Origin of the sequence: Pseudomonas sp. G.S.17, assembly GCF_038096165.1 — a bacterium.
In the GTDB taxonomy this organism is placed as follows: Bacteria; Pseudomonadota; Gammaproteobacteria; order Pseudomonadales; family Pseudomonadaceae; genus Aquipseudomonas.
Genome location: NZ_CP151076.1, coordinates 1,009,412 through 1,034,911, shown reverse-complemented (window position 1 = coordinate 1,034,911; position 25,500 = coordinate 1,009,412). Strand labels below are relative to the sequence as shown.

The window sequence follows — 25,500 nt, the reverse complement described above, 5'->3', positions numbered from 1 at the left end:
TTGCAGTACGCCTGTTACTCAGCGTGGGCCTGCTGTCGCTGAACTGCGCGGCGCAGGCTTCGACGCTGCGTTGCGGCAGCCAGCTGATCAGCGTCGGCGACCGGGCCTTCGAGGTGCAGCAGAAATGCGGGATACCGGTGAGTCAGGACGTCATCGGCAGCAAGGAAACGTTCAACAGCACGTACCGCAGATCTGAAGAGGTGCGGGTCGAAGAATGGATCTACGGCCCCGACCACGGCATGTATCAGTATTTGCGTTTTGAAGGAGGTCGGCTGGTGAGGATTGAGAGTCAGCGGCAACGGTGAGCACCAGATATATTGTTGGAGCGAACCTGGTGGGAGCGAGCTTGCTCGCGAATTGCTCTTTTCGGTATCACACCGCCTTCGCAAGCAAGCTTGCTCCCACCGCCCGACCGACAATAGAAAAGGCCCCGACGTAAACGCCGGGGCCTTTAATGACCACATCCTTGTGGTCTTCGCATGAACCTTCAATCAGTCAGTCATCCGCCCTTGCGGGCGACGACTGCTTGTATAAATGTTCAGCGCATATTCTTAGCTTATTCAGCTTTCAGGCCGTCAGCCGAAACAGCTTTGACGCCTTTGATTTTCTTGGTGATGGCAACAGCGGTAGCTTTTTGAGCATCAGTCACTGCGACAGTGGAGGACAGGGAAACCACGCCTTTGTTGGTTTCAACCTTGATATCCGAACCTGGGATGCCTTTCTCAGTCAGCAGGTCAGTTTTTACCTTGGTAGTGATCCAGGTATCGCTGGTCGCTTCTTTGGTTTTTGCTACTTCGTTAGCAGCAACGACCATCGGAGCTTGAGTCGAGGTCTGTGCGAAAGCAGCGTTAGCCATGGTCAGAGTCAGGGCAGTGGCGGTAGCAGCAGCGATAGCAAACTTCTTCATACGAGTAACTCCTGTTTTTCTCTAAATCTGCGCCAGCAAGTGGCAGCAGGGTTACGTTATATATCGCAATCGCTGTGCCAACCCTCAGATAACCACAAAACCTATGTAAATCAACAGGTTGAAAAAACATAGATTTCATGGAGTCGTGCAGATTGCCCGTTCGTCTTTCTGGGCGCGTGCAAGTTGCATGTTTCCGACAGTCGTTCCTGTGTATGCGTCCGGGCATCACGCCTTGCGTGATTAGACCGGCTGCCACCTATGCGGCAGCAACTGATCAATTTCACTCGCCCGCTGCGTTGGTAGGCGCGTAAGGACATCCTTCAGATACGCGTACGGATCATGGCCATTGAGCCGCGCAGACTGGATCAAACTCATAATCGCCGCCGCCCGTTTGCCGCTGCGCAGCGAACCTGCAAAGAGCCAGTTTTTGCGACCCAACGCCCACGGTCGGATTTGGTTCTCGCACCAATTATTGTCAATGGGTACGGCCCCGTCATCGAGGTAGCGCGACAACGCTGCCCAGCGTTTCAGGCTGTAATCCAGTGCTCTGCTGATGGCTGAGCCTTCAGGCACGAGATCGCGCTGGGCCATCATCCAGGCATGCAGCCTATCCATCACCGGTACGGCTTTTTCTTGCCGTATTCGGCGCCGTAAATCCGGCTCCAGGTCGCGCACTTCACTCTCGATTTCGTAAAGCAACTGGATGTAGCGCAGGGCCTGTTCGGCGAGCGTGCTCTTGTTGGTCGCGTGCAGTTCGAAGAACTTGCGCCGCGCATGGGCCATGCAACCGATCTCGGTCACGCCGAGTCCGAAGCTGGCCTTGTAGCCGCCAAAATCATCACAGACCAGTTTACCTTTCCAGTCTTGCAGGAAGTTGCGAGCATGTTCACCAGCGCGGCTGGGGCTGAAGTCATAAACAACAGCTGCTGTTTCGCAGAACTGGCTGGTGGCGTAGGCCCAAACATAGGAGCGGTGGGTTTTCTTTGAGCCCGGCACGAGCATCTGCACGGGTGTTTCATCGGCATGAACAACCTGTTGCCCAAGCACTACGTCGCGCAGTGCATCGACCAGAGGTTGCAGCTGCACCCCAGTCACACCCACCCATTGAGCCAAAGTTGAACGTGGAATCGCCAAGCCGGCACGACCGAAGATCGATTCCTGACGGTAAAGAGGCAGATGGTCAGCAAACTTCGCGATCATGACGTGGGCCAGTAACCCGGCAGTCGGGATTCCCTTATCAATGATCTGCGCCGGAACCGGCGCCTGGATCAGCGTTTCGCAGTCATCACAGACCCACTTGCCACGGACATGGCGCTCAACGGTAAATACCCGGGCGTGTAGTCCAGCTTTTCGCTGACGTCCTCACCGATACGCTTGAGTGCGCAGCCACATGGGCAGTGAGTGTTGTCCGGTTCGTGATGGATTAGCGTGCGTGGAAACTCTGCCGGCAAAGCAGTGCGTTTGGGCTTTTGCTTTTTCTCGGTCGGAGCGAGCACTGTTTGCAAGGCTTGAAGCTCTGCTTCAATCGCCGCGATATCGGTATCGATCAGGTCATCGAGCAAACTGGCCTGCTCAGGATTCATCTGCTCGCTGCGCTTGGCAAACTTCAAACGCTTGAGTTGTGCGATCTCGTGGGTGAGCTTCTCGATAACCGTTTGATCGCGGTTAATCTTCTTGCCCATCGTGTCGACTTGCGACAGCAACTGCGCTGCCAAAGCACGCAGTTGGTCGGGGGACATTTGGTCGAGATCGGGCGAGGAAGTCATGCGCCGGATTTTGCCAGAGCAGTCGCGTCGCGGCGATAGACCGATAGGCTAATGGCAGCCGTTAAAGCAGTGTGATCGAGCCTCCAAAACCTGCGCGTTGCCATGGCAGACCCAACACCAATGCCTGAAGTTGCTCAGTATCCAGTTCCATCTCAGAGCCGTGGCGAATACCAGGCCAGTGGAACTTGCCTTGGTTCAACCGGCGCGCCGCCAGCCATATTCCGAAGCCGTCATGCACCAGCACTTTCATGCGATTGGCGCGGCGGTTGGCGAACAGATAAGCACAGTGCGGCTGCGCCGTACCGAACACCGCGATCACCCTGGCTAACGCCGTCTCGGTACCGGCGCGCATGTCCATCGGCTCGGTGGCGAGCCAGATGGCATCGATGCGGATCAAAGAACAAGCCCTCGGACAAAGCGGGCGCATCCGTCAGGGTCGGAAGTTGGCCATTTCACGATGAGCGATTGCTCGCCAAGCGCCAGCTCAATGATCGCCGACGCTTCGGTCTTATGTTTTGGTTCAACCGGCGCGACTTTCAAAGGAATGAAAGCTGGCAGCGCGACTGCCTGCCGATCACGGTAAAGCGGTATCCACCGGCGAACGACATTGGCATTAATCCCGTGACTCATCGCAATAGCTGCCACGGAAACACCGGGCTGCTCGCACTCTTGAACGACTTGGGTCTTGAAGGATTTCGGGTATGACTTACGTTGGCGCATGACGATCCTGGCATTAAGGGTAATTGCGTCCGCTTAAAATACGCGGACACAATCGCCCTTATTGCTCGGGCTCGGAAGGCGTGTTCCCCGGCCCCTTACGTTCCTGTGAATCTTCTAAGTCTTTAATTGCGCTATCGAGTAGGAGGCGGCCTCACAGCCGCCGTCCTCTCACACCACCGTACGTACGGTTCCGTATACGGCGGTTCAGGTTATGCGACTAAGCCGGTTTATCGTATCCAGTATCGAGACCAGCCCAAGCTGATCCCACAGTTTCTTCGGCAGCGCCTGATTCATATGTGACGCTCCCGAGTTCCACCATGGGCCACGGCCATTGAACGCTGATTTGCAAGCCCGCTCTTCTTTGAGTCCCAGGCGTATCAGGCTGCGCGCCCTCGTTGAGGGCCACTTCCATTGACGCCATAGGACGCATCGAAGTCTGCGTCGGACCCAGCCGTCCAGTTCCTCAAGTGGTTTCCTGCTCTGGCTGAACTTGAAATAGCCTGCCCAACCGCGCAACACCGGGTTGATTCGCTCGATGATCGTAGCCATCTTGCAACCCTGTGCGCCTTGCAGCAGCTCTTTGAGCCGGTCGCGCAAGCGATTTAGGCTCATCGACGCCACTTTCAGCCTCGGCTGTTTATGCCAGCTCATCCCATAACCCAAGTAATCACAGACCCAGGGCCGCGCCACACGGCTCTTCTTCCGATTCAGCGCTAGTTTCAGCCGCTGATTCAGGAAGCGCTCAACCCCGGCCAACACCCGTTCGCCAGCACGACGGCTACGCACATAAATGTTCGCATCATCGGCATACCGCACGAAGCGATGACCCCGTCGCTCCAGCTCACGGTCAAGTTCGTTGAGCAGGATGTTCGACAGCAACGGCGAGAGCGGGCCGCCTTGCGGCGTCCCCTCCTGCCGTCGGCTGACGATCCCGCCCGACATGACTCCAGCCTCGAGGTAGCGGCGGATCAGCCTGAGCACTTGCTTGTCTTCGACTTGACGCTCGACGTAGGCCATCAATACATCGTGATTGACCCGATCAAAGAACTTCTCCAGATTGAGCTCCACGCACCAGCGGTGACCCGCCGCCACATGGGCACGGGCTGTTTCGATGGCTTGATGAGCGCTTCTACCCGGACGAAAACCGTAGCTGTAATCCGAGAACAGAGGATCGAAAATCGGCGTGAGCTGCTGTAGCAAAGCCTGTTGGATCAGACGGTCCACGACACAGGGGATGCCTAGCTGCCGTGTTCCACCTTTGGGTTTAGGGATTTCGACGGCGCGCACACCTTGCGGGTGATACTCGCCGGCCAGCAACCGAGCCTTGAGGATCGGCCAATACTGATTCGTGTAGTCCGCCAGTTGCTCCACCGTCATGCCGTCGGCACCCGGTGCGCCCTTGTTGCTGACCACGCGTTGATACGCACGCCGCAGGTTGGCGGGTGCAAGCACCCGCTCCATCAGCGTGTCCGGCTCCGCGTTCGTCCACGTCACAGACGCCGCCGATGCCTGCGCACTGCCAGCCGCAAGCCCTGGATTCTGTCCAGAACTTGGGGTTACAGCCCTCTTGTCGAGAGATTTCTGCTTTTCGGACATTCGACGAGACTCTGACGTCTACTGGCGGCATAACCTGTTCGGCCCTTCATCGGCCCGGTTACGGCGATTACTACGGCTTCAGCTGACTTCTGCACACTCATCCCGTCGCCTCTCGGCGCTCGGTAGCACAGTGGCAAGCATGCAGATCTCCCAGGGTAATTCGCGCGACCTTCCTGCTTATGCCCGTCGGATATACGTCACAGCGTTCCGTGCAAGTATTGGGCTTTGACGATTATGGCCGTCTTACCCCACTGTGCCGCCTCATCCGCTTCCTGTTCGTCAGGCCAGCATTTTGCCTCGGGCTTCCTTCAGATTCGCAGTCACCCGCGACACCCTTGCCTCTGGCTAACACTTCCCCTTGCCGGGTGTGTAGAGGACTTGCACCTCCAAGTCGTTTGGCTCACCACCACAGTGAGCTAAACAGCGCCAGTCACGGCGCTACGCGCCATGCCTGGCGCACCATAAAAAAAGGACCCCGAAGGGTCCCTTTTTCATCGTTCAGCTAATCCGCAGATCAGACGCCCGATGCCTTTGCTGCTGCAACGTCCTTGATCGACAGCTTGATACGGCCGCGGTTGTCCACGTCCAGTACCAGTACTTCGACTTCCTGACCTTCCTGCAACACGTCGGTCACTTTCTCTACGCGAGCGTCGCTCAGCATGGAGATGTGCACCAGGCCGTCTTTGCCAGGCAGGATGTTGACGAATGCACCGAAGTCGACGATGCGCTCAACCTTGCCGACGTAGATCTTGCCGATTTCCGCTTCTGCGGTGATACCCAGAACGCGCTGACGTGCTGCCTCAGCGGCTTCCTTGGTTTCGCCGAAGATCTTGATCGAGCCGTCGTCTTCGATATCGATCGAAGCCTTGGTCTCTTCACAGATCGCACGGATGGTCGCGCCACCTTTACCGATAACGTCACGGATTTTGTCGGTGTCGATTTTCATCGCGATCATGGTCGGAGCATTTTCCGACAGCTCGGTACGCGACTGACCAATGATCTGGTTCATCTGACCGAGGATATTCAGGCGCGCTTCCAGGGCTTGGCCCAGAGCGATTTCCATGATTTCTTCGGTGATGCCTTTGATCTTGATGTCCATCTGCAGCGCGGTAACACCTTTGGCGGTACCGGCTACCTTGAAGTCCATGTCGCCCAGGTGATCTTCGTCACCCAGGATGTCGGTCAGGATGGCGAATTTCTCGCCTTCTTTGACCAGACCCATGGCGATACCGGCAACTGGCGCCTTCATCGGCACACCAGCGTCCATCAGTGCCAGGGAAGCACCGCAGACCGAAGCCATGGAGCTGGAACCGTTGGACTCGGTGATTTCCGATACAACACGAATGGTGTACGGGAACACATCGGCAGCAGGCAGCATCGCCTGAACCGAACGACGAGCCAGACGGCCGTGACCGATTTCACGACGACCCGCGCCGCCCATGCGACCACACTCGCCCACCGAGAACGGAGGGAAGTTGTAGTGCAGCATGAACGGGTCTTTTTTCTCGCCTTCCAGGGTATCGAGCAGCTGTGCATCACGGGCAGTACCCAGTGTTGCAACAACCAGAGCCTGGGTTTCGCCACGGGTGAACAAGGCCGAACCGTGGGTCTTGGGCAGAACGCCAACTTCGATGTTCAACGGACGTACGGTGCGGGTGTCGCGACCGTCGATACGCGGCTTGCCGTTGACGATGTTCTCGCGCACGGTGCGGTATTCGATTTCGCCGAAAGCAGCTTTGACTTCGCTGGAAGTCGGCTGGCCTTCTTCGCCGGACAGCTTGGCAACGATCTGGTCTTTCAGTTCACCGAGACGGGCATAACGCTCGTGCTTGATGGTGATGGTGTAAGCCTGGGAAATCGCTTCGCCAAATTCGCTACGGATAGCGGCCAGCAGAGCGGTGGCTTCAGGCTTTGGCTGCCAGTCCCAAGTCGGCTTGGCGGCTTCAGCGGCGAGCTCCTTGACGGCGTTGATCACAACCTGGAACTCGTCGTGAGCAAACAGTACGGCGCCCAGCATCTGGTCTTCGGTCAGCTCTTTGGCTTCGGATTCAACCATCAGCACGGCTTCGGAAGTACCGGCAACGACCATGTCCAGGCTCGAAGCCTTGAGTTGCTCGTAAGTCGGGTTCAGCAGGTAGCCAGTGCTTTCGTGGAAAGCAACGCGGGCGGCGCCGATAGGGCCGTCGAACGGGATACCGGAAATAGCCAGTGCCGCCGAGGTGCCGATCATGGCAGCGACGTCTGGATCAGTCTTTTTGCTGGTGGACAGAACGGTGCAGACAACCTGCACTTCGTTCATGAAGCCTTCTGGAAACAACGGGCGGATCGGACGGTCGATCAAACGCGAAGTGAGGGTTTCTTTCTCGGAAGGACGGCCTTCACGCTTGAAGAAACCGCCAGGGATCTTGCCGGCAGCGTAGGTTTTTTCCTGATAGTGCACGGAAAGTGGGAAGAAGCCTTTGCTTGGGTCAGCTGTCTTGGCGCCGACCACAGTCACTAATACGCTGACGTCGTCGTCAACGGTGACCAATACTGCGCCGGAAGCTTGACGGGCGATACGGCCTGTCTCGAGGGTTACGGTCGATTGACCGAATTGAAATGTCTTGATTACCGGGTTCACGGTTTCCTACCTTCTTTGTTGGCTCTTGGGGAACTGGTTTCTTGCGAATTCTTGGGCGGTGCGGGGAATCGGCCCCACGACAGTCCAGATACAACTAGAGGCTGGGAGCCCGCCCGACTCGCCGAAACAACCGGCGAGCCCGCGACAGACAACCAACCTCTATCCGAGTCGTTATTAGCGACGCAGACCCAGACGACCGATCAGGGCGCTGTAACGGCTAACGTCCTTACCTTTCAGGTAATCCAGCAGCTTGCGACGCTGGTTTACCATACGGATCAGACCACGACGCGAGTGGTGGTCCTTACCGTTGGCCTTGAAGTGGCCTTGCAGTTTGTTGATGTTGGCGGTCAGCAGTGCAACTTGCACTTCTGGCGAACCAGTATCACCAACAGCTTGCTGGTAGTCGGTTACGATCTGAGCTTTTTCTTCAACGCTGAGTGCCATGTGGGCAATCCTTTTATCAGGAAACCGTACCAGAGGTGCGGTTTCAACAGGCCGAGAGCAAACTCTCGTATTAAAAAGTGAGGACTGACCATGCCTGTTAACAGCCATCCTCATACCGTTGAAGCAGGAAACCCCGCTTCACCGGGTCCGGTCATTCTGACCGAATCAATCGACGCGGCGCGATCCGCCCGTCTTCGCTCACTTCACCGATACCGATGAAGCGACCTTCGTGATCTTGTACCCGAACCATGCCGAACTGCGGCGCGTCCGGTGCTCTCACCGGTTGACCATGCAACCAGTAAAACGAACTGTGTTCCGAAAACTGCAGCAGCGGCCAGTGTTGCAGACCGCTGTCCGATGGCATCAGGAAGCGATCAACCGCTTCATTACCGCCGTCGGCATGCACTTGCTCCAACTCTTCCAGCGTAACCGTCTGGGCCAGGCTGAAAGGTCCGGCTTGTGTACGACGCAGCTGCGCGACGTAGGCGCCACACCCGAGTGCCTCACCAATATCTTCAACCAGTGTGCGGATATAGGTGCCTTTGGTGCAGTCCACCGACAAGCGTGCAGTCTCGCCTTCGCTTTCCAGCAATTCCAGGCGCGCAATAGTAACAGAACGCGCCTCGCGCTCCACTACTTCCCCGGCCCGAGCCAGTTTGTAAAGGGGCTGGCCATCACGCTTGAGCGCTGAGTACATTGGCGGTATCTGACTGATTTGCCCACGAAAAGCGGGTAAAACAGCTTCGATATCTGCACGACCAACGGTCACCGGACGCGTCTGTAAAACTTCGCCTTCGGCGTCGGCCGTCGTCGTTGTCTTGCCCAGTTGCATCACTGTCTCGTAGGACTTGTCCGAATCGAGCAGGTATTGCGAGAACTTGGTAGCCTCGCCAAAGCACAACGGCAGTACACCCGTGGCCAAGGGATCGAGACTGCCGGTGTGCCCGGCCTTTTCTGCATTGAGCAACCAGCGCACTTTCTGCAGGGCCGCGTTGGACGTGAAGCCCAGTGGTTTGTCGAGCAGGATGATCCCGCTGACGTTCCGGCGTATACGCTTGACCTGAGCCACTCTTTATTCCTCGGTGCTTTCTGGCTTCGCGGTCTGCGCCGCGCTTTCCGGATGCTGACCGTCTTCAGCCACTGCGCGCTCGATCAAAGCCGAGAGGTGCGCGCCACGCACGACGCTTTCGTCGTAGTGGAAGTGCAACTGAGGAACGCTACGCAGCTTCATTTCGCGGGCCAATTGCATGCGCAGGAAACCTGCAGCGGAATTGAGCACCTTGATGGTCTGGGCGATTTCTTCAGCACTGTCCTGACCCATCACGGTCATGAAAATCTTCGCGTGACCCACATCACGGCTGACATCAACAGCCGTAATGGTGACCAGACCTACGCGCGGGTCTTTGATTTCGCGGCGGATCAGCTGGGCCAGCTCGCGCTGCATCTGATCGCCAATGCGTTGGGTACGGCTATATTCTTTTGCCATGTTTTGCTACCTGATACTGACCGGGGCCGAAACCCTTGCGGTCTGAAAGCGGCAAACGCCCGGCCTGACGGAAGTCGGACCGGGCGTTGCGTTTAGAGCCCATGACAGGACGCGGGGCATTTGCATGCGGCGACCTGGCATGGCTCCGATAGCTCGCGACTTAGAGGCTGCGAGCCACTTGGACCTTCTCGAAGACTTCGATCTTGTCACCGACCTTGACGTCGTTGTAGCTCTTGACGCCAATACCGCATTCCATGCCGGCACGAACTTCGGCAGCGTCGTCCTTGAAGCGGCGCAGGGATTCCAGCTCGCCTTCAAAGATAACGATGTCTTCACGCAGAACACGGATTGGACGGTTACGGTGAACAACACCTTCAAGAACCATACAACCGGCGATTGCGCCGAATTTCGGAGAACGGAACACGTCACGCACTTCGGCGATACCCAGGATATTTTCCCGAACGTCGCTGCCAAGCATACCGGTGAGGGCTTTCTTGACGTCTTCGATGATGTCGTAGATCACGTTGTAGTAACGCATATCCAGACCTTCCTGCTCGACGATCTTGCGCGCGCCAGCATCGGCACGCACGTTGAAGCCGAACAGAACAGCGTTGGAGGCCAGTGCCAGGTTGGCGTCGCTTTCGGTGATACCACCGACACCGCCACCGACTACGCGCACTTGCACTTCATCGTTACCCAGGCCGCCCAAGGCGCCCTGCAATGCTTCCAGCGAGCCACGGACATCGGATTTGAGGACGATGTTAAGCGTCTTCTTCTCTTCCTGACCCATGTTCTCGAAGATGTTTTCAAGCTTGCCGGCGTGAGCACGGGCCAGTTTGACTTCGCGGAACTTGCCCTGACGGAACATCGCGACTTCTCGCGCTTTCTTCTCGTCAGTCATTACGCTCATCTCGTCGCCAGCGTCCGGCGTGCCATCAAGACCCAGGATTTCGACCGGAATCGATGGACCTGCTTCCTTGATAGACTTGCCGTTCTCGTCGAGCATGGCACGGATACGGCCGAAGTTCGAACCGACCAGAACCATGTCGCCTTGACGCAGCGTACCGTCCTGAACCAGAACCGTCGCGACAGGACCACGGCCCTTGTCCAGACGGGACTCGACCACAACACCACGGCCAGGAGCCGAAGGCGTTGCCTTGAGTTCCAGGACTTCGGCTTGCAGCAGAACAGCTTCCAGCAGGTCGTCTACACCGGTACCCACTTTCGCGGAAACCGAAACGAACGGCGTATCACCGCCCCACTCTTCGGATGTCACGCCGTGAACCGACAACTCGCTACGGATGCGATCGAGATCAGCGCCCGGCTTGTCGATCTTGTTCACTGCAACTACCAGTGGAACGCCAGCAGCCTTGGCATGCTGAACAGCTTCAATGGTCTGCGGCATCACGCCGTCGTCCGCTGCAACTACCAGGATCACGATATCCGTTGCCTTGGCACCACGAGCACGCATTGCGGTAAACGCAGCGTGACCCGGGGTGTCGAGGAAGGTGACCATGCCGCGTTCGGTTTCAACGTGGTAGGCACCGATGTGCTGGGTGATGCCGCCGGCTTCGCCTGCAGCTACCTTGGCACGACGGATATAGTCGAGCAGGGAAGTCTTACCATGGTCGACGTGGCCCATTACGGTCACAACCGGAGCACGGGAGAACGATTCGCCTTCGAACTTCAGGGACTCGGCCAGGGAATCTTCCAGGGCGTTGTCGCTGACCAGGGTGACTTTGTGGCCCAGTTCTTCAGCAACCAGTTGGGCAGTTTCCTGATCCAGTACCTGGTTGATGGTGGCTGGAGTACCCAGCTTGAACATGAACTTGATGATTTCAGCAGCCTTGACCGACATCTGCTGGGCAAGATCGCCAACAGTGATGGTCTCGCCGATCTTCACTTCACGCACGACAGGGCCGGTTGGGCTCTGGAAACCGTGGGCGTTGCGTTTCTTCAGCTTGGCCTTGCCGCGACCACCGCGACGGAAGCTGTCGCTTTCTTCGTCGGTAGTACGTGGCGCAACACGTGGCGCTGGCGCTTTCTCTTTAACAGAGGCGCGATGCGGAGCGTTCTTGCGATCGCCGTCGCCGCCACGAGCATTTCTGTCGTCGCTGCGTGGCTTGTCCGGACGACGCTGTTCGTCACGCTTGCGCGCATCAACAGCTGGGGCCGGAGCAGGCGCGGCAGAAACAACCGGCGCTTGTGGCGCAGGCTCGGCAACCGGAGCTGGAGCCGTCGGCGCTGCAACAGCGTTGTTGACTGCAGCAGACCCGGCAGGCTGATTGCGTGCGTCTTCTTCGGCGCGGCGCTTGGCTTCTTCCTCAGCCTTTTGACGAGCAGCATTTTCTACTGCGCGACGTTCGTCCATTTCGCGTTTGCGCTCGGCTTCGATTTCTTCCGGGCTGCGCTGAACGAATACTTTTTTCTTGCGAACTTCAACGCTGATGCTCTTGCTGCCAGCAACGCGCAGGGTGCTCGTGGTTTTGCGCTGCAAAGTGATCTTGCGCGGCTCTTCCACTTTAGCCTTGTGACCGCTTTTCAAATGCGTCAACAGGGCTTGCTTCTCGTTATCGGTCACAACTTGCTCGGCGGCGGTGTGCGGCAGACCTGCCTCACGCATCTGCTGTAACAGGCGCTCTACCGGTGTGTCGACCACTTTGGCCAGTTCTTTCACCGTGACTTGCGTCATGCACTTCTCTCCTCAGGCCGCGCCTACTTACTCGAACCAATGGGCTCGGGCGGCCATGATCAACTTGCCGGCACGAATATCGTCAATGCCGTCGATGTCGAGCAGGTCGTCAATAGACTGCTCGGCCAGGTCTTCGCGGGTAACAACGCCGCGCACCGCCAGTTCCATCGCCAAATCCTTGTCCATACCCTCAAGCGAGAGCAGGTCTTCGGCCGGATGGGCGTCTGCCAGCTTTTCCTCAGTAGCGATGGCTTTGGTCAACAAACGATCCTTGGCCCGAGCGCGAAGCTCGTTGACGGTATCTTCGTCAAAGCCGTCGATGTTGAGCATCTCCTCCACCGGTACATAGGCAATCTCTTCCAGGCTGGTGAAGCCTTCATCAACCAGTACCTGCGCGAGATCTTCATCGACTTCCAGCTCTTCGATGAAGTTGCGCAGAATGTCGCCGGTCTCTGCTTGCTGCTTAGCCTGGATGTCCGATTCAGTCATCACGTTCAGGGTCCAGCCAGTCAGTTGACTTGCCAGACGAACGTTTTGACCACCGCGACCAATGGCCTGCGCCAGGTTGTCCGCGCCAACGGCGATGTCCATTGCATGGGCATCTTCATCAACGATGATTGCCGCGACTTCAGCCGGGGACATCGCGTTGATGACGAACTGCGCCGGGTTATCGTCCCAAAGGACAATATCCACTCGCTCGCCGCCCAACTCGCCAGAAACAGCCTGAACGCGCGAACCACGCATGCCGATGCAGGCGCCTTGCGGATCGATTCGTTTGTCCTTGGAGCGAACAGCGATTTTTGCACGCGAACCCGGGTCACGAGAGGCAGCCATCACCTCAATGAGACCTTCGGCGATTTCCGGAACTTCAATCCGGAAAAGCTCGATCAGCATCTCTGGCGCAGTACGCGACAGGATCAGCTGAGGGCCACGGTTTTCAGTGCGTATTTCTTTGAGCAATGCCCGAACGCGGACACCTACGCGGAAAGTCTCCCGCGAAATGATGTCTTCACGTGCCAGCAAGGCTTCAGCATTGTTGCCAAGATCAACGATGACATTGTCACGCGTCACTTTTTTAACAGTACCGGAAATGATTTCGCCCAAACGCTCACGATAAGCGTCGACGACCTGAGCACGCTCAGCCTCACGGACCTTCTGCACAATGACTTGCTTGGCGGTCTGAGCTGCGATGCGACCGAATTCGATGGAATCGATCTTCTCTTCAATCAGATCGCCCGCAACAGCACCAGGCTTTTTGGCTTGCGCCTGGTCGACAGCCAATTCGTATGCCGGATCGTCCAGATCTTCGTCTTCGACCACTGTCCAGCGACGGAAAGTCTCGTAGGCACCCGTCTGACGATTGATTTCTACACGCAGTTCAACTTCATCTTCAAAGCGCTTCTTGGTAGCAGTGGCAAGCGCCAGCTCCAGTGCTTCGAAAATCACTCCTGCCGGAACGCCCTTTTCATTGGACACCGACTCAACAACCAGCAGTACTTCTTTGCTCATCGTACGCCTCGCCTTTCGCAAGCCATTGGATCCGCGGGATCCGCAGTATCTGGCACGTCTCAGTCAAACGTGGGAATAATGTTGGCCTTGTCGATCAGATCGATCGGCAACAGATACTCGTGGTCTTCTACATGCACCACGACATCCTGTTCCTCCACCCCGCGGAGAAGGCCCTGAAAGTTGCGTCGACCATCGAAGGGTGAACGCAGCTTGATCTTCACTTGGTCGCCGGCAAATTTCGCAAACTGCTCAAGAGTGAACAGCGGGCGTTCCATGCCAGGCGAGGAAACTTCAAGGGTGTATTCAGCAGCAATCGGATCTTCAACATCCAGAACGCCACTGACCTGACGGCTCACGATGGCGCAATCGTCCACCAGCACACCGCCCTCTTTATCGATATAAATACGCAACATTGAGTGGCGACCTTGAGCCGAAAACTCAATGCCCCAGCATTCATAGCCCAGGGCCACGACCACCGGGGCCAGCAAGGCCTGCAACTGTTCTAGCTTGCTCGACACCTGAACCCCCTCGTGCATGCTTTAAAAATAAAAAAATGGGCGAAAAGCCCATCCATGAAAACGCCGTCGAAAGCGGCGTCATAAACTGTCCAGCTAACAAAAAGCCCCTAAAAAGGGGCTCCGCTAAAACTGGTTGCGGGGGCTGGATTTGAACCAACGACCTTCGGGTTATGAGCCCGACGAGCTACCAGACTGCTCCACCCCGCGACAAAGCTGGGGCGGAAGTATACGGCTGATCCCTTACAGGGTCAATCGAACATCCACCTACAAGAAAGCCCGCTAATGCGGGCTGCCCTGATAATTGGTACCGAGAAGGGGACTCGAACCCCTACACCCATTGGGCACAACCACCTCAAGGTTGCGTGTCTACCAATTCCACCACCTCGGCAATACAACTTTTTTGACAGCCTCAAATATCACTGCCTGTTGAAACCTTACTTCTTCTCTGGGGCTTGAGGTATGTCAGCTGGAACTACCGCTGGCTTTTGCCCTTCGAGAACCGGAACATCATCTGCTGCCGGCTTTTGCTTGACTTCCATTACCGCTGGATCTGGCAAACCTACCTGAGTCAGCTGTTGAGCTTTCTCTTTAGCAAAGTAACCTAACCCCAAGCTGGTTATGAAAAAAGCTGCGGCGAGTATAGCAGTAAACTTACTAAGAAAGGTAGAGGAACCTTGGCTTCCGAATACAGTATTTGATGCACCTGCTCCGAATGACGCGCCAGCGTCCGCACCTTTACCCTGCTGCAGCAATACCAGAGCAACAACGCCCAGAGCGCCCAACAGATGAAAAACGACTACGACTGTTTCCAGCATTTTTTCAGTTTCCCGCGGCGCGACAGATCGCACCGAACTCATCTGCATTCAGGGACGCTCCACCAATGAGCCCCCCATCGATATCCGGCATGCTGAACAGTTCGACCGCATTGGCCGCCTTCACGCTGCCGCCATAAAGAAGTCGCACGCCTTGTGCGACCTCAGCATTCTCTTTCGCCAGTTGTGCACGAATAGCGGCGTGCACATCCTGCGCCTGTTGAGGCGAAGCAGTCAGCCCGGTGCCAATGGCCCAGACCGGCTCGTAAGCAATTACCGCATTGACCAGAGCTTCAATACCCAGCGCTTCAATGACACTGCCAAGCTGCTGCCCGACAACTGCAAGCGTTTCGCCAGCTTCGCGCTCTTCGCGAGTTTCGCCAATACACAGCACGGGCGTCAGGCCACTTGCCTGAGCCGCAGCGAACTTGCGAATCAGAACCTCATTGCTTTCGCCCATGATCTGGCGACGCTCCGAATGCCCTACAAGCACAAGACTGCAACCTGCATCAGCCAGCTGACTCGGCGATACTTCACCGGTCAACGCACCCTGCCCTGCTTCGTGGGCGCAATTCTGCGCACCAACAGGAATCGACTTGCCTTGCAAACCATCAATCACCAGATTGATGTGCAGGCTCGACGGAAATACCGCGACATCAACACCGCCAGGGAGAGCCTGTGCAGCAAGGCCCTCGATCAGCTCAGCGACGCTGGCGCGGGTACCGTGCATCTTCCAGTTACCAGCTACCATAGGGCGACGCATGCTGTACCTCGTCGGTCAAAGTGGGCGCAGATGTTACCCAACAGTTTCAACACTGGCAAGCCGAAATCAGGCGCAAACTTCTGCAACCAGCTTTGCAAGCTCGTCGGCATAGGCACGAACCTGGGCTTCATCCTCACCCTCAACCATCACGCGAACCAATGGCTCAGTGCCAGACTTGCGCAAAAGCACGCGACCACGACCGGCCATTGCGTCAGTTACACGCTGGCAAGCCTGCTTGATCGCCGGATGCTCAACCGGGTTCACACCGCCTTCAAATCTTACATTGACCAGCACTTGCGGGCATTTGCGCAACGCCTGGCGAGCCTCGGCCAGACTTTGATTGCTGCGACGCAGGGCCAGAAGCACTTGCAGTGCAGCGATAATCGCATCGCCGGTAGTCGTGTGCTGGAAGCAGACGATATGGCCGGAGTTTTCACCACCCACTTGCCAGTTACGCTCTTGCAGCTCGGCGATGACGTAACGATCGCCAACATTTGCCCGCACGAACGGAATGTTCAGCTCACCCAGGGCCAACTCAAGCCCCAGATTACTCATCAGCGTGCCGACCACGCCGCCCTGAAGGCGACCGCGCTCGTGAAGATCACGGGCAATGATGAACAGCAGATCATCGCCATCGACGATGGCACCGGTGTGATCGACCATCAGGACACGGTCGCCGTCGCCGTCAAAGCCGATACCCAGATCCGCATGCTCCGCAAGGACCGCAGCCTGAAGCGCGCCCATATGGGTCGAACCGCAATCCTTGTTGATATTCAGCCCGTCAGGCTGTGCCGACAGAACGGTTACCTGAGCGCCCAGCTCGCGAAACACGTTGGGGGCAACCTTGTAGGTGGCGCCATGGGCACAATCGATGACCAGCTTGAGCCCGGCAAAGTCAGTACTCGAGGGCACGCTGCTTTTGCAAAATTCAATGTAGCGACCCGCAGCGTCATTGATACGCGACACCTTGCCGAGCTTTTCCGACTCGACGACGGTCATGGGCGTGTCCAGCAATTCTTCGATCATCATCTCGATCTCGTCAGGCAGCTTGGTGCCCTGGCCCGAGAAAAACTTGATGCCGTTGTCGTAATGCGGATTGTGCGAGGCGCTGATCACGATACCCGCTTCAGCGTGAAAGGTACGCGTCAGATAGGCGATCGCTGGCGTAGGCATTGGCCCGAGCAGCATGACGTCTGCGCCCGCAGCCGACAGACCTGCTTCCAGAGCCGATTCGAACATGTAACCGGAAATTCTTGTGTCTTTGCCAACCAGGATTCGACACGCGCCGAGGCGGCGAAACGCCATACCCGCAGCCCAACCCAGTCTCAGCATGAAATCAGGGGTAATCGGGAACTGCCCCACACGGCCACGAATGCCGTCTGTTCCAAAGTATTTCTTGGTAGTCATCGCTGCTCCATCATTCTTATTCGGCCGCTTCTACAGCGGCGATCATGCGCACCACATCAACCGTTTCGGCGACATCATGCACACGTAAAATTCTTGCGCCCTTGGTCATGGCCAACGCTGCCAGTGCCAGACCTCCGAAAAGACGCTCGCCCACAGGTCGAGCCAATGCACCGCCTATCATGCTCTTGCGTGAGACACCAACCAACAGCGGACGTCCCAAAGCATGCAGCTCTTGCATGTGTTTAAAGAGACTCAGGTTGTGGTCGAGGCTTTTCGCGAAGCCAAAGCCCGGATCAAGAATGATGCGCTCGTTCGGTATACCCGCAGCTGTGCACTGCGCCATACGCTCCCTCAAGAACTCACTGACTTCACCCAGCAAATCTTCATAGTGCGGATTGTCCTGCATGTCGCCAGGCTCACCGCGCATATGCATGAGGCATACGGGAAGGCCGGTCGCAGCGGCAGCATCAAGTGCCCCCTCGCGACGCAACGAACGCACATCATTGATAAGCCCGGCGCCGAGACGCGCCGTCTCGCGGATTACCGCGGGCGTGGAGGTGTCTACGGAAATAATGACATCCAGCTCGCGATGCAACGCCTCGACGACCGGAGCGACCCGCTCAAGCTCTTCAAGGGGAGATACGGAGCGTGCGCCGGGCCGCGTCGACTCGCCACCGACGTCGATAAGCGTCGCGCCTGCAGCAACCATTGCCTCCGCGTGACGCAATGCGGCGTCCAGACGGTTGTAGCGACCGCCATCCGAAAACGAATCGGGGGTAGCGTTCAGGATTCCCATCACGTGCGTAAGGGCTAAATCAAGAACCCGGTTGCCACAAGGCAACCGGGTCGGGTACAGCACAGAAGTCATGTCAGACCTTAGTGTTCAGCAGCTGGACCGCCGATCGGGGTTTCTGGACGGATGTCCGGAGGAGTGACCGGCGCACTTGGCGTACCCGAACCACCTTCCCAATCGCGCGGCTCGCGCGGAGCACGGCCAGCCATGATGTCGTCGATTTGCTCGGCATCGATCGTTTCGTACTTCATCAGCGCATCAGCCATCGCATCCAGCTTGTCGCGATTATCCGTAAGGATCTGCTTGGCCGTGCCGTAGCACTGGTCAATGATGCTGCGCACTTCGGAGTCGATCAAACGAGCCGTCTCAGCCGACAAACCGCTGCTTGGACCACCACCACCGCGACCCAGGTAGCCTTCGTTCTCATCTTCGCCGTACAGCAGCGGACCGAGTTTTTCCGAAAGACCCCATTTGGTCACCATGTTCCGGGCAATCTGGCTTGCACGCATGATGTCGTTGGATGCGCCGGTGGTCACACCGTCGAAGCCCAGCGTCATCTCTTCAGCGATACGACCGCCATACAGCGAACAGATCTGGCTGATCAAGGCACGCTTGGACAGGCTGTAACGGTCTTCCTCGGGGAGGAACATGGTTACACCCAGCGCACGACCACGAGGAATGATCGAGACTTTGTAGACCGGATCATGCTCAGGCACTACACGACCGACAATAGCGTGACCCGCTTCGTGATAAGCAGTGTTCTGCTTTTCTTTCTCGGACATGACCATGGATTTGCGCTCGGCGCCCATCATGATCTTGTCTTTGGCCAGCTCGAACTCTTTCATCTCAACAATGCGCTTGCCGGTACGGGCTGCGAACAGCGAAGCCTCGTTGACCAGGTTGGCAAGGTCGGCACCGGAGAAGCCAGGCGTACCACGAGCGATTACGCCCGGATTAACGTCTTCACCCATAGGCACTTTGCGCATGTGGACTTTGAGGATCTGTTCGCGACCACGGATATCCGGCAGACCGACCACGACCTGACGGTCGAAACGACCTGGACGCAGCAAGGCTGGATCGAGTACGTCAGGACGGTTGGTAGCCGCAATGACGATGATGCCATCGTTCATTTCGAAGCCGTCCATCTCTACCAGCAACTGGTTGAGAGTCTGTTCGCGCTCGTCGTGACCACCACCCATGCCAGCGCCACGATGGCGACCCACGGCATCGATTTCGTCGATGAAGATGATGCAAGGTGCGTGTTTCTTGGCTTGTTCGAACATGTCACGGACGCGGCTTGCACCGACACCCACGAACATCTCTACAAAGTCAGAACCGGAAATAGTGAAGAACGGCACTTTCGCTTCGCCGGCAATCGCCTTGGCAAGCAGGGTTTTACCGGTACCCGGTGGACCTACCATCAGCACGCCGCGTGGAATGCGGCCGCCAAGACGCTGGAATTTGCCCGGATCACGGAGAAACTCGACCAGCTCGCCAACTTCTTCCTTGGCTTCGTCGCAACCTGCAACATCAGCCAGGGTCGTCTTGACCTGATCTTCCGACAGCAGACGCGCCTTGCTCTTGCCGAAACTCATCGGCCCGCCCTTGCCTCCCGCACCACCTTGCATCTGGCGCATGAAGAACATGAACACGGCGATGATCACGAGGATCGGGAAGCTGGCAACCAGTAGCTGAGTCCAGATGCTCTGCTGCTCAGGCAGCTTGCCTTCGACAACCACATTGTTATCGACCAGATCGCCGATCAGACCGTTGTCCTGAATGGCCGGACGAATGGTCTTGAAGGTGTCGCCGTCGCCGCGCTTGCCGGTGATGACGTAACCATCAACGGCAACCTTCTCAACCTTGCCATCCTTGACCTGCTGGATGAACTCGGAATAGTTGAGGGTCTGCGGCTCGTTCGGGCTGGAGAAGTTGTTCATCACCGTCACAAGGACAGCCGCGATGATCAACCACAGGATCAAATTCTTTGCCATATCGTTCAATTAGCTACCCTCTGAAGCAAGCTCCACGCAGGAGCGTGCCTCGCATGATATTCACCGGCCTAACTTACTACAGAACCTACAGATGTGGCAGGCACCGTCTGTAACCCTTTGTGAAACTTTGACTACAGCATGTTCGTTTATGCTTCAACCGCAGGGCCATTTGAAAAAAACTATCGGCCCGTTTCAATTGCGCTCGATGCTTTCCGAGCCTTCAATGCCGCGAAAGCCCCGACCCAACAAGTACTGCTCCCGAGAGCGGTCCCGTGATGACTCCGGCTTGCGCATCTGGACCTTGTCGAACAGCTTGCGGATATCCTTGTGGTACTTGTCGAAGCCTTCACCCTGGAAGACCTTGATCAGAAAATCACCACCTGGCCGCAAAACCCGCCCTGCGAGATCCAGTGCCAACTCGCACAGGAACATGGCGCGAGGCATATCGACAGCGCTCAATCCACTCATATTGGGGGCCATATCGGAAATCACAAGGTCTACCTGCGTTTTACCGACAGCCTCCAGGATCTGCGCGAGCACGGCATCCTCGGTGAAGTCGCCCTGAATAAAGGTCACATCGGGGATGCTGTCCATTTCCAGAATGTCGGAAGCAATCAGTCGACCTTGACCACCAATCAGACGACTGGTCACTTGCGACCAGCCGCCCGGCGCGGCGCCGAGGTCGATTACGGTCATGCCAGGCCGGATGATCTTGTCCTTTTCCTGGATCTCCAGGAGCTTGTAGCTGGCGCGAGAACGATAGCCGTCCTTTTGCGCCATTTTGACGTATTTGTCGTCGAAGTGTTCTTTGAGCCAGTTATGGCTTGTCTTGGAACGGGCCACGGGGCACCTCAAAAATAAACGAGTCGTGATTAACTGGGCGGTCCCGGACTCGCTCGGGTAAACTGGCCGCCGCTTTTTACAAGATCAGACGCAGGGGTCAGATTATGCCGCTCACTCAGGAGCAGAAGAAACAGTACAAATCCATTGGCCACCATCTGAAACCGGTATTGACTGTGGCCGACAATGGTTTGACTGAAGGTGTGTTAGCAGAGCTTGAACGCGCATTGGGCGATCACGAGCTGATTAAAATCAAACTCAACATCCTCGAACGCGAAAGCCGTCTTCAGGCCATTGCAGAACTGTGCAAGGCTGGTAAAGCGGATCTCGTACAGGTCATCGGCAAGATGGCACTGATTTATCGCAAGAATCCAAAGGTAAACAAGCTGCTGTCGAACGTCCACCGCGCCGTTTGATGTAACAAAGCCAGGGCCGCACTAGCGCGCCCTGCTGCTCCTTCCCGGCACTGGTTGCAAGACCAGTAGCAAGCCAGACAAGCCCAACACCAGATAACTCACCAACTGCAGATGCAGCGCATCGGGCAGCCAGTAACGCAATCCGAAATAACTGGTTGAGGCCAACAGCGCGATCAGCAGAAGCTGGCCACGCAGGTCAAGCCACGCACTCAAAACACCTTCCGCACTTGCCAGAACCGCCATCTGAAGCATCGCGCATACAGCCGCGAAACCCACCAGCACCGCTCCGGAAAAATTCGCGAATTCATGAATCAATAACGGCGCCAGACCGGTCTAGTCCAGCACCGTCAACAGAGCCAGATGCAACAACACCAGGCCGCCCACCCACAAAGTCTGGGCGAGCTGCCAGATGATCGCGCCCATTGCGAATGGGCGCCCCAGGTCAAATGTGCCTGACTTCAACAATCTCGTACTCGATAACGCCGCCGGGCGTCTTGACGGCTACGACGTCACCTTCTTCCTTGGCGATCAGGGCACGAGCAATGGGCGAACCCACTGATATCTTGCCCTTCTTTATATCGGCTTCATCCTCACCAACGATCTGATAGGTCACACGATCGTCGGTTTCGACGTTGGCGATTTCCACAGTCGTGCCGAAAATCACCTTGCCGGTGCGTTCGATGGTCGTGACGTCGATGACCACGGCATTCTGCATGCGGCCTTCGATATCACGGATACGCGCTTCGACCATGCCCTGCTGTTCGCGAGCGGCGTGGTATTCGGCGTTTTCCTTGAGGTCGCCCAGTTCACGTGCAGTGCCGATGTCCGAGCTGAGCTTGGGACGAACGACCTTGGTGAGATGGGCGTGTTCTTCTTCCAGGGCTTTCGCGCCCTGGACGGTCATTGGATATTTGATCATGCCTTCAACCCTGCATGTAGATCCTGCAAGCGCCGCACAGTCTTTTCCGGACCGAACTTGAGCGCTTCGCAGATGGCCTCGCCTGCAGCAATGGTAGTGGTGCAGTAAATCTTGTGCTGCAAGGCATTTCGGCGAATGGAGTAGGAATCAGCGATCGACTGGCGCCCTTCCGTGGTGTTGATGATCAGCGTGACTTCGTCATTCTTGATCATGTCGACCACATGCGGACGGCCTTCGGTCACCTTGTTGACGCGGCGAACTTTCAGGCCAGCCTCTTCGATAAGCTTGGCGGTACCGGCCGTCGCGACGATCTGGAAGCCCAGGCTGATCAGGTCGCGAGCGACACCGGCAACCAATGGCTTGTCGTCGTCACGCACGCTGATGAACGCAGTGCCGCCGGTCGGCAGAACTTCGCTGGCGCCCATCTGGGCTTTGGCAAAAGCCTCGCCGAAGGTGTCGCCGACACCCATCACTTCACCTGTGGACTTCATCTCAGGGCCAAGGATCGGGTCAACGCCAGGGAACTTGGCGAACGGGAATACCGCTTCTTTCACGCTGTAGAAGTTCGGGATGATTTCTTTGGTGAAATTCAGTTCTTTCAGGGTTTTACCGGCCATGACGCGGGCTGCGATCATCGCCAGGGAAACACCGATACACTTGGAAACGAACGGCACGGTACGCGAGGCACGCGGGTTCACTTCAATTACGTAGATGTCTTCACCCTGCAACGCCAACTGCACGTTCATCAAGCCGACAACGCCCAGTTCCAGGGCCATTTTCTTGACCTGCTCGCGCATCTCGTCCTGGATATGCCCAGGCAGCGAGTACGGCGGCAGCGAACATGCCGAGTCACCGGAGTGAACGCCAGCCTGCTCGATGTGCTGCATGATTGCGCCGATCACCACGTCCGTACCGTCGCAAACTGCGTCGACGTCCATTTCGATGGCGCAGTTCAGGAAGTGGTCGAGCAGCACCGGGCTGTCATTGGACACTTTTACTGCATCACGCAGGTAGCGCTTGAGTTCATCTTCTTCGTAGACGATTTCCATCGCCCGGCCGCCCAACACGTAGGAAGGACGCACCACGAGAGGGTAACCAATCTTGCCTGCAGCACGAATCGCTTCGTCTTCGCTGCGCACAGTCGCGTTTGGCGGCTGACGCAGGTTCAGGCGCTCAACCATCTGCTGGAAGCGCTCACGGTCTTCTGCACGGTCGATAGCGTCAGGGCTGGTGCCGATGATCGGTACGCCAGCTTCTTCAAGGGCGCGCGCCAGTTTCAGCGGGGTTTGGCCGCCGTACTGGACGATCACGCCTTTCGGCTTCTCGACGCGGACGATTTCCAGCACGTCTTCCAGGGTCACTGGTTCGAAGTACAGGCGATCCGATGTGTCGTAGTCGGTGGACACGGTTTCCGGGTTGCAGTTGACCATGATGGTCTCGTACCCGTCTTCGCGCAGGGCGAGTGCCGCGTGCACACAGCAATAGTCAAACTCGATGCCCTGGCCAATACGGTTAGGACCGCCGCCCAGGATCATGATCTTGTCGCGCGTCGTCGGATTGGCTTCGCACTCTTCCTCGTAGGTCGAATACATGTAGGCCGTATCGGTCGAGAACTCGGCAGCGCAGGTGTCAACGCGCTTGTAGACCGGATACACCTCAAGCTTGTGACGATGGCGACGCAGGTTTTTCTCGGTAACGCCCAGCAATTTGGCCAGACGCGCATCGGAGAAGCCCTTGCGCTTGAGGCGATACATCAGGTCGCGGTCGATCGTCGCCAGACCCAGGGTCTTGATCTTCTCTTCGTCCTTGATCAGGTCTTCGATCTGCACCAGGAACCAGGGATCGATCATGTTCATGGCGAAGATTTCTTCGACAGTCATGCCGGCACGGAAGGCATCCGCGACGTACCAGATACGCTCGGCGCCCGGCACGGTCAGTTCGCGCTTGAGCACGCCCATGCTTTCCGGGTTGGTCAGGTCCAGTTTCGGATCCAGACCGCTCACGCCGACTTCAAGGCCGCGCAGGGCTTTCTGCAAGGATTCCTGGAAAGTCCGGCCGATGGCCATGACTTCGCCTACCGACTTCATCTGGGTAGTCAGGCGTGCGTCGGCTTTCGGGAATTTCTCGAAGGCGAAGCGCGGCAGCTTGGTCACCACGTAGTCGATGGACGGCTCGAAGGACGCCGGAGTCTTGCCACCGGTGATTTCGTTTTGCAGTTCGTCGAGGGTGTAACCGATGGCCAGCTTGGCGGCGACGCGGGCGATAGGGAAACCTGTCGCTTTCGAAGCCAGCGCCGAGGAACGCGATACACGCGGATTCATCTCGATCACGACCATGCGGCCAGTGTCCGGGCAGATACCGAACTGGACGTTGGAGCCGCCGGTTTCAACGCCGATCTCACGCAGTACCGCCAGCGAGGCGTTACGCATGATCTGGTATTCCTTGTCGGTCAGCGTCTGGGCTGGCGCAACAGTGATGGAGTCGCCGGTGTGGACGCCCATCGGATCGAAGTTTTCGATGGAGCAGACGATGATGCAGTTGTCCTTTTTGTCGCGGACCACTTCCATCTCGTATTCTTTCCAGCCGATCAGGGATTCGTCGATCAGCAGCTCTTTGGTCGGCGACAGGTCCAGACCACGGGTGCAGATCTCTTCGAATTCTTCACGGTTGTAAGCGATGCCGCCACCGGTGCCGCCCATGGTGAACGACGGACGGATGATGCACGGGAAGCCGAGCTTTTCCAGAACCGCGTAGGACTCTTCCATGGTATGGGCAATGCCGGAACGCGGGCAGTCCAGGCCGATGGACTTCATGGCCTTGTCGAAACGCGAACGGTCTTCAGCCTTGTCGATGGTGTCGGCATTGGCGCCGATCATCTCGACGTTGTACTTCTCCAGAACACCTTCGCGCTCCAGATCCAGCGCGCAGTTCAGTGCAGTCTGGCCGCCCATGGTTGGCAGCAGTGCATCCGGGCGTTCTTTTTCGATGATCTTGGCAACGGTCTGCCATTTGATCGGCTCGATGTACGTTGCGTCGGCCATCGACGGATCGGTCATGATCGTCGCCGGGTTGGAGTTCACCAGGATGACGCGGTAACCCTCCTCGCGCAGGGCTTTGCAGGCCTGGGCGCCGGAGTAGTCGAATTCACAGGCCTGGCCAATCACGATGGGGCCGGCGCCAAGAATCAGGATGCTTTTAATGTCTGTACGTTTTGGCATGGGTTGTCACTCGAATACGTAGGTCTGCTTCTCTGCGATGGCTGGGCGGCCATTTACCGGACGACGTGTCGTTCGGGGCC

General features: G+C 57.1%; 20 protein-coding genes, 2 tRNA genes and 3 pseudogenes. 2 read left to right on the top strand and 23 right to left on the bottom strand.

What is annotated here, in order from left to right; translation table 11 throughout:
* Positions 1 to 11 precede the first annotated feature (11 nt).
* Complete coding sequence (locus AABC73_RS04615) at positions 12 to 305, top strand: DUF2845 domain-containing protein (RefSeq protein WP_341524171.1); 294 nt, start codon at positions 12 to 14, stop codon at positions 303 to 305.
* A 251-nt stretch (positions 306 to 556) separates the two neighbouring features.
* Here AABC73_RS04615 and AABC73_RS04610 read toward each other — a convergent pair whose 3' ends face one another.
* The 20 genes and pseudogenes from AABC73_RS04610 to rlmE all read right to left on the bottom strand — a co-directional run bounded on the left by AABC73_RS04610 (position 557) and on the right by rlmE (position 20,870).
* Positions 557 to 907: a BON domain-containing protein gene (locus AABC73_RS04610; RefSeq protein ID WP_341522643.1), complete on the bottom strand. Its 351-nt coding sequence runs from the start codon at positions 905 to 907 to the stop codon at positions 557 to 559.
* A gap of 240 nt (positions 908 to 1,147) precedes the next feature.
* Positions 1,148 to 2,673: pseudogene (locus tag AABC73_RS04605) on the bottom strand (IS66 family transposase).
* A 61-nt stretch (positions 2,674 to 2,734) separates the two neighbouring features.
* The gene (gene tnpB, locus AABC73_RS04600) at positions 2,735 to 3,070 is read right to left on the bottom strand and encodes an IS66 family insertion sequence element accessory protein TnpB (RefSeq protein WP_341522642.1); all 336 of its coding nucleotides are present in this window, start codon (positions 3,068 to 3,070) and stop codon (positions 2,735 to 2,737) included.
* Positions 3,067 to 3,393 (bottom strand): transposase, encoded by a 327-nt coding sequence (locus AABC73_RS04595; RefSeq protein ID WP_230000022.1) that lies wholly within the window; start codon positions 3,391 to 3,393, stop codon positions 3,067 to 3,069. The genes tnpB and AABC73_RS04595 overlap by 4 nt, the downstream gene beginning before the upstream one ends.
* Positions 3,394 to 3,597: 204 nt before the next feature.
* Positions 3,598 to 5,020: pseudogene (gene ltrA, locus AABC73_RS04590) on the bottom strand (group II intron reverse transcriptase/maturase).
* A 483-nt stretch (positions 5,021 to 5,503) separates the two neighbouring features.
* Positions 5,504 to 7,609, bottom strand: a complete 2,106-nt coding sequence (gene pnp / locus AABC73_RS04585; protein ID WP_341522641.1) for a polyribonucleotide nucleotidyltransferase — start codon at positions 7,607 to 7,609, stop codon at positions 5,504 to 5,506.
* Between the two features lie 174 nt (positions 7,610 to 7,783).
* A complete protein-coding gene (rpsO, locus tag AABC73_RS04580; protein ID WP_002555121.1) occupies positions 7,784 to 8,053 on the bottom strand; it encodes a 30S ribosomal protein S15 in 270 nt (89 codons plus the stop codon).
* Between the two features lie 151 nt (positions 8,054 to 8,204).
* Positions 8,205 to 9,122, bottom strand: coding sequence for a tRNA pseudouridine(55) synthase TruB (truB, locus tag AABC73_RS04575; RefSeq protein ID WP_065836082.1), 918 nt, complete (start codon positions 9,120 to 9,122; stop codon positions 8,205 to 8,207).
* Positions 9,123 to 9,125: 3 nt separating this feature from the next.
* Positions 9,126 to 9,539 carry a 30S ribosome-binding factor RbfA gene (gene rbfA / locus AABC73_RS04570; RefSeq protein ID WP_341522640.1) on the bottom strand — a complete coding sequence of 138 codons (414 nt, stop codon included), beginning with the start codon at positions 9,537 to 9,539 and terminating at the stop codon, positions 9,126 to 9,128.
* Positions 9,540 to 9,699: 160 nt separating this feature from the next.
* Positions 9,700 to 12,231 carry a translation initiation factor IF-2 gene (gene infB, locus AABC73_RS04565; RefSeq protein WP_341522639.1) on the bottom strand — a complete coding sequence of 844 codons (2,532 nt, stop codon included), beginning with the start codon at positions 12,229 to 12,231 and terminating at the stop codon, positions 9,700 to 9,702.
* 27 nt (positions 12,232 to 12,258) lie between these two features.
* Positions 12,259 to 13,740, bottom strand: a complete 1,482-nt coding sequence (gene nusA, locus AABC73_RS04560; RefSeq protein ID WP_341522638.1) for a transcription termination factor NusA — start codon at positions 13,738 to 13,740, stop codon at positions 12,259 to 12,261.
* Positions 13,741 to 13,799: 59 nt separating this feature from the next.
* On the bottom strand, positions 13,800 to 14,258 hold the full coding sequence (gene rimP / locus AABC73_RS04555; protein WP_341522637.1) for a ribosome maturation factor RimP: 459 nt from the start codon (positions 14,256 to 14,258) through the stop codon (positions 13,800 to 13,802).
* Positions 14,259 to 14,388: 130 nt separating this feature from the next.
* Positions 14,389 to 14,465: transfer RNA gene (locus AABC73_RS04550), tRNA-Met, on the bottom strand.
* 95 nt (positions 14,466 to 14,560) lie between these two features.
* Positions 14,561 to 14,646, bottom strand: a tRNA-Leu gene (locus AABC73_RS04545).
* 46 nt (positions 14,647 to 14,692) lie between these two features.
* A complete protein-coding gene (gene secG / locus AABC73_RS04540) occupies positions 14,693 to 15,073 on the bottom strand; it encodes a preprotein translocase subunit SecG (protein ID WP_065836085.1) in 381 nt (126 codons plus the stop codon).
* A gap of 4 nt (positions 15,074 to 15,077) precedes the next feature.
* Positions 15,078 to 15,833 carry a triose-phosphate isomerase gene (tpiA, locus tag AABC73_RS04535; RefSeq protein WP_341522636.1) on the bottom strand — a complete coding sequence of 252 codons (756 nt, stop codon included), beginning with the start codon at positions 15,831 to 15,833 and terminating at the stop codon, positions 15,078 to 15,080.
* 66 nt (positions 15,834 to 15,899) lie between these two features.
* Complete coding sequence (glmM, locus tag AABC73_RS04530; RefSeq protein ID WP_341522635.1) at positions 15,900 to 17,240, bottom strand: phosphoglucosamine mutase; 1,341 nt, start codon at positions 17,238 to 17,240, stop codon at positions 15,900 to 15,902.
* 16 nt (positions 17,241 to 17,256) lie between these two features.
* A complete protein-coding gene (folP, locus tag AABC73_RS04525) occupies positions 17,257 to 18,108 on the bottom strand; it encodes a dihydropteroate synthase (RefSeq protein ID WP_341522634.1) in 852 nt (283 codons plus the stop codon).
* Between the two features lie 8 nt (positions 18,109 to 18,116).
* The gene (gene ftsH / locus AABC73_RS04520; RefSeq protein ID WP_341522633.1) at positions 18,117 to 20,027 is read right to left on the bottom strand and encodes an ATP-dependent zinc metalloprotease FtsH; all 1,911 of its coding nucleotides are present in this window, start codon (positions 20,025 to 20,027) and stop codon (positions 18,117 to 18,119) included.
* A 192-nt stretch (positions 20,028 to 20,219) separates the two neighbouring features.
* On the bottom strand, positions 20,220 to 20,870 hold the full coding sequence (gene rlmE / locus AABC73_RS04515) for a 23S rRNA (uridine(2552)-2'-O)-methyltransferase RlmE (protein ID WP_020293191.1): 651 nt from the start codon (positions 20,868 to 20,870) through the stop codon (positions 20,220 to 20,222).
* Positions 20,871 to 20,974: 104 nt separating this feature from the next.
* Here rlmE and AABC73_RS04510 point away from each other — a divergent pair, with 104 nt between their 5' ends.
* Positions 20,975 to 21,283 carry a YhbY family RNA-binding protein gene (locus AABC73_RS04510; RefSeq protein WP_020293190.1) on the top strand — a complete coding sequence of 103 codons (309 nt, stop codon included), beginning with the start codon at positions 20,975 to 20,977 and terminating at the stop codon, positions 21,281 to 21,283.
* Positions 21,284 to 21,304: 21 nt separating this feature from the next.
* Here the strand turns inward: AABC73_RS04510 and AABC73_RS04505 are convergent.
* The 3 genes and pseudogenes from AABC73_RS04505 to carB all read right to left on the bottom strand — a co-directional run bounded on the left by AABC73_RS04505 (position 21,305) and on the right by carB (position 25,420).
* Positions 21,305 to 21,706, bottom strand: a pseudogene (locus AABC73_RS04505) (MFS transporter).
* A gap of 19 nt (positions 21,707 to 21,725) precedes the next feature.
* Positions 21,726 to 22,202: a transcription elongation factor GreA gene (gene greA / locus AABC73_RS04500; RefSeq protein WP_020293188.1), complete on the bottom strand. Its 477-nt coding sequence runs from the start codon at positions 22,200 to 22,202 to the stop codon at positions 21,726 to 21,728.
* Positions 22,199 to 25,420 carry a carbamoyl-phosphate synthase large subunit gene (gene carB / locus AABC73_RS04495; RefSeq protein WP_341522632.1) on the bottom strand — a complete coding sequence of 1,074 codons (3,222 nt, stop codon included), beginning with the start codon at positions 25,418 to 25,420 and terminating at the stop codon, positions 22,199 to 22,201. The genes greA and carB overlap by 4 nt, the downstream gene beginning before the upstream one ends.
* Between the last annotated feature and the right edge of the window lie 80 nt (positions 25,421 to 25,500).

Coding starts and splice junctions, on each gene's coding strand:
- secG (WP_065836085.1), bottom strand. CDS start 15,073: ATGCTGGAAACAGTCGTAGTCGTTTTTCATCTGTTGGGCGCTCTGGGC.
- AABC73_RS04610 (WP_341522643.1), bottom strand. CDS start 907: ATGAAGAAGTTTGCTATCGCTGCTGCTACCGCCACTGCCCTGACTCTG.
- glmM (WP_341522635.1), bottom strand. CDS start 17,240: ATGACTACCAAGAAATACTTTGGAACAGACGGCATTCGTGGCCGTGTG.
- ftsH (WP_341522633.1), bottom strand. CDS start 20,027: ATGGCAAAGAATTTGATCCTGTGGTTGATCATCGCGGCTGTCCTTGTG.
- nusA (WP_341522638.1), bottom strand. CDS start 13,740: ATGAGCAAAGAAGTACTGCTGGTTGTTGAGTCGGTGTCCAATGAAAAG.
- greA (WP_020293188.1), bottom strand. CDS start 22,202: ATGATCAAATATCCAATGACCGTCCAGGGCGCGAAAGCCCTGGAAGAA.
- AABC73_RS04510 (WP_020293190.1), top strand. CDS start 20,975: ATGCCGCTCACTCAGGAGCAGAAGAAACAGTACAAATCCATTGGCCAC.
- rbfA (WP_341522640.1), bottom strand. CDS start 9,539: ATGGCAAAAGAATATAGCCGTACCCAACGCATTGGCGATCAGATGCAG.
- folP (WP_341522634.1), bottom strand. CDS start 18,108: ATGACTTCTGTGCTGTACCCGACCCGGTTGCCTTGTGGCAACCGGGTT.
- carB (WP_341522632.1), bottom strand. CDS start 25,420: ATGCCAAAACGTACAGACATTAAAAGCATCCTGATTCTTGGCGCCGGC.
- tpiA (WP_341522636.1), bottom strand. CDS start 15,833: ATGCGTCGCCCTATGGTAGCTGGTAACTGGAAGATGCACGGTACCCGC.
- infB (WP_341522639.1), bottom strand. CDS start 12,231: ATGACGCAAGTCACGGTGAAAGAACTGGCCAAAGTGGTCGACACACCG.
- AABC73_RS04595 (WP_230000022.1), bottom strand. CDS start 3,393: ATGCGCCAACGTAAGTCATACCCGAAATCCTTCAAGACCCAAGTCGTT.
- rpsO (WP_002555121.1), bottom strand. CDS start 8,053: ATGGCACTCAGCGTTGAAGAAAAAGCTCAGATCGTAACCGACTACCAG.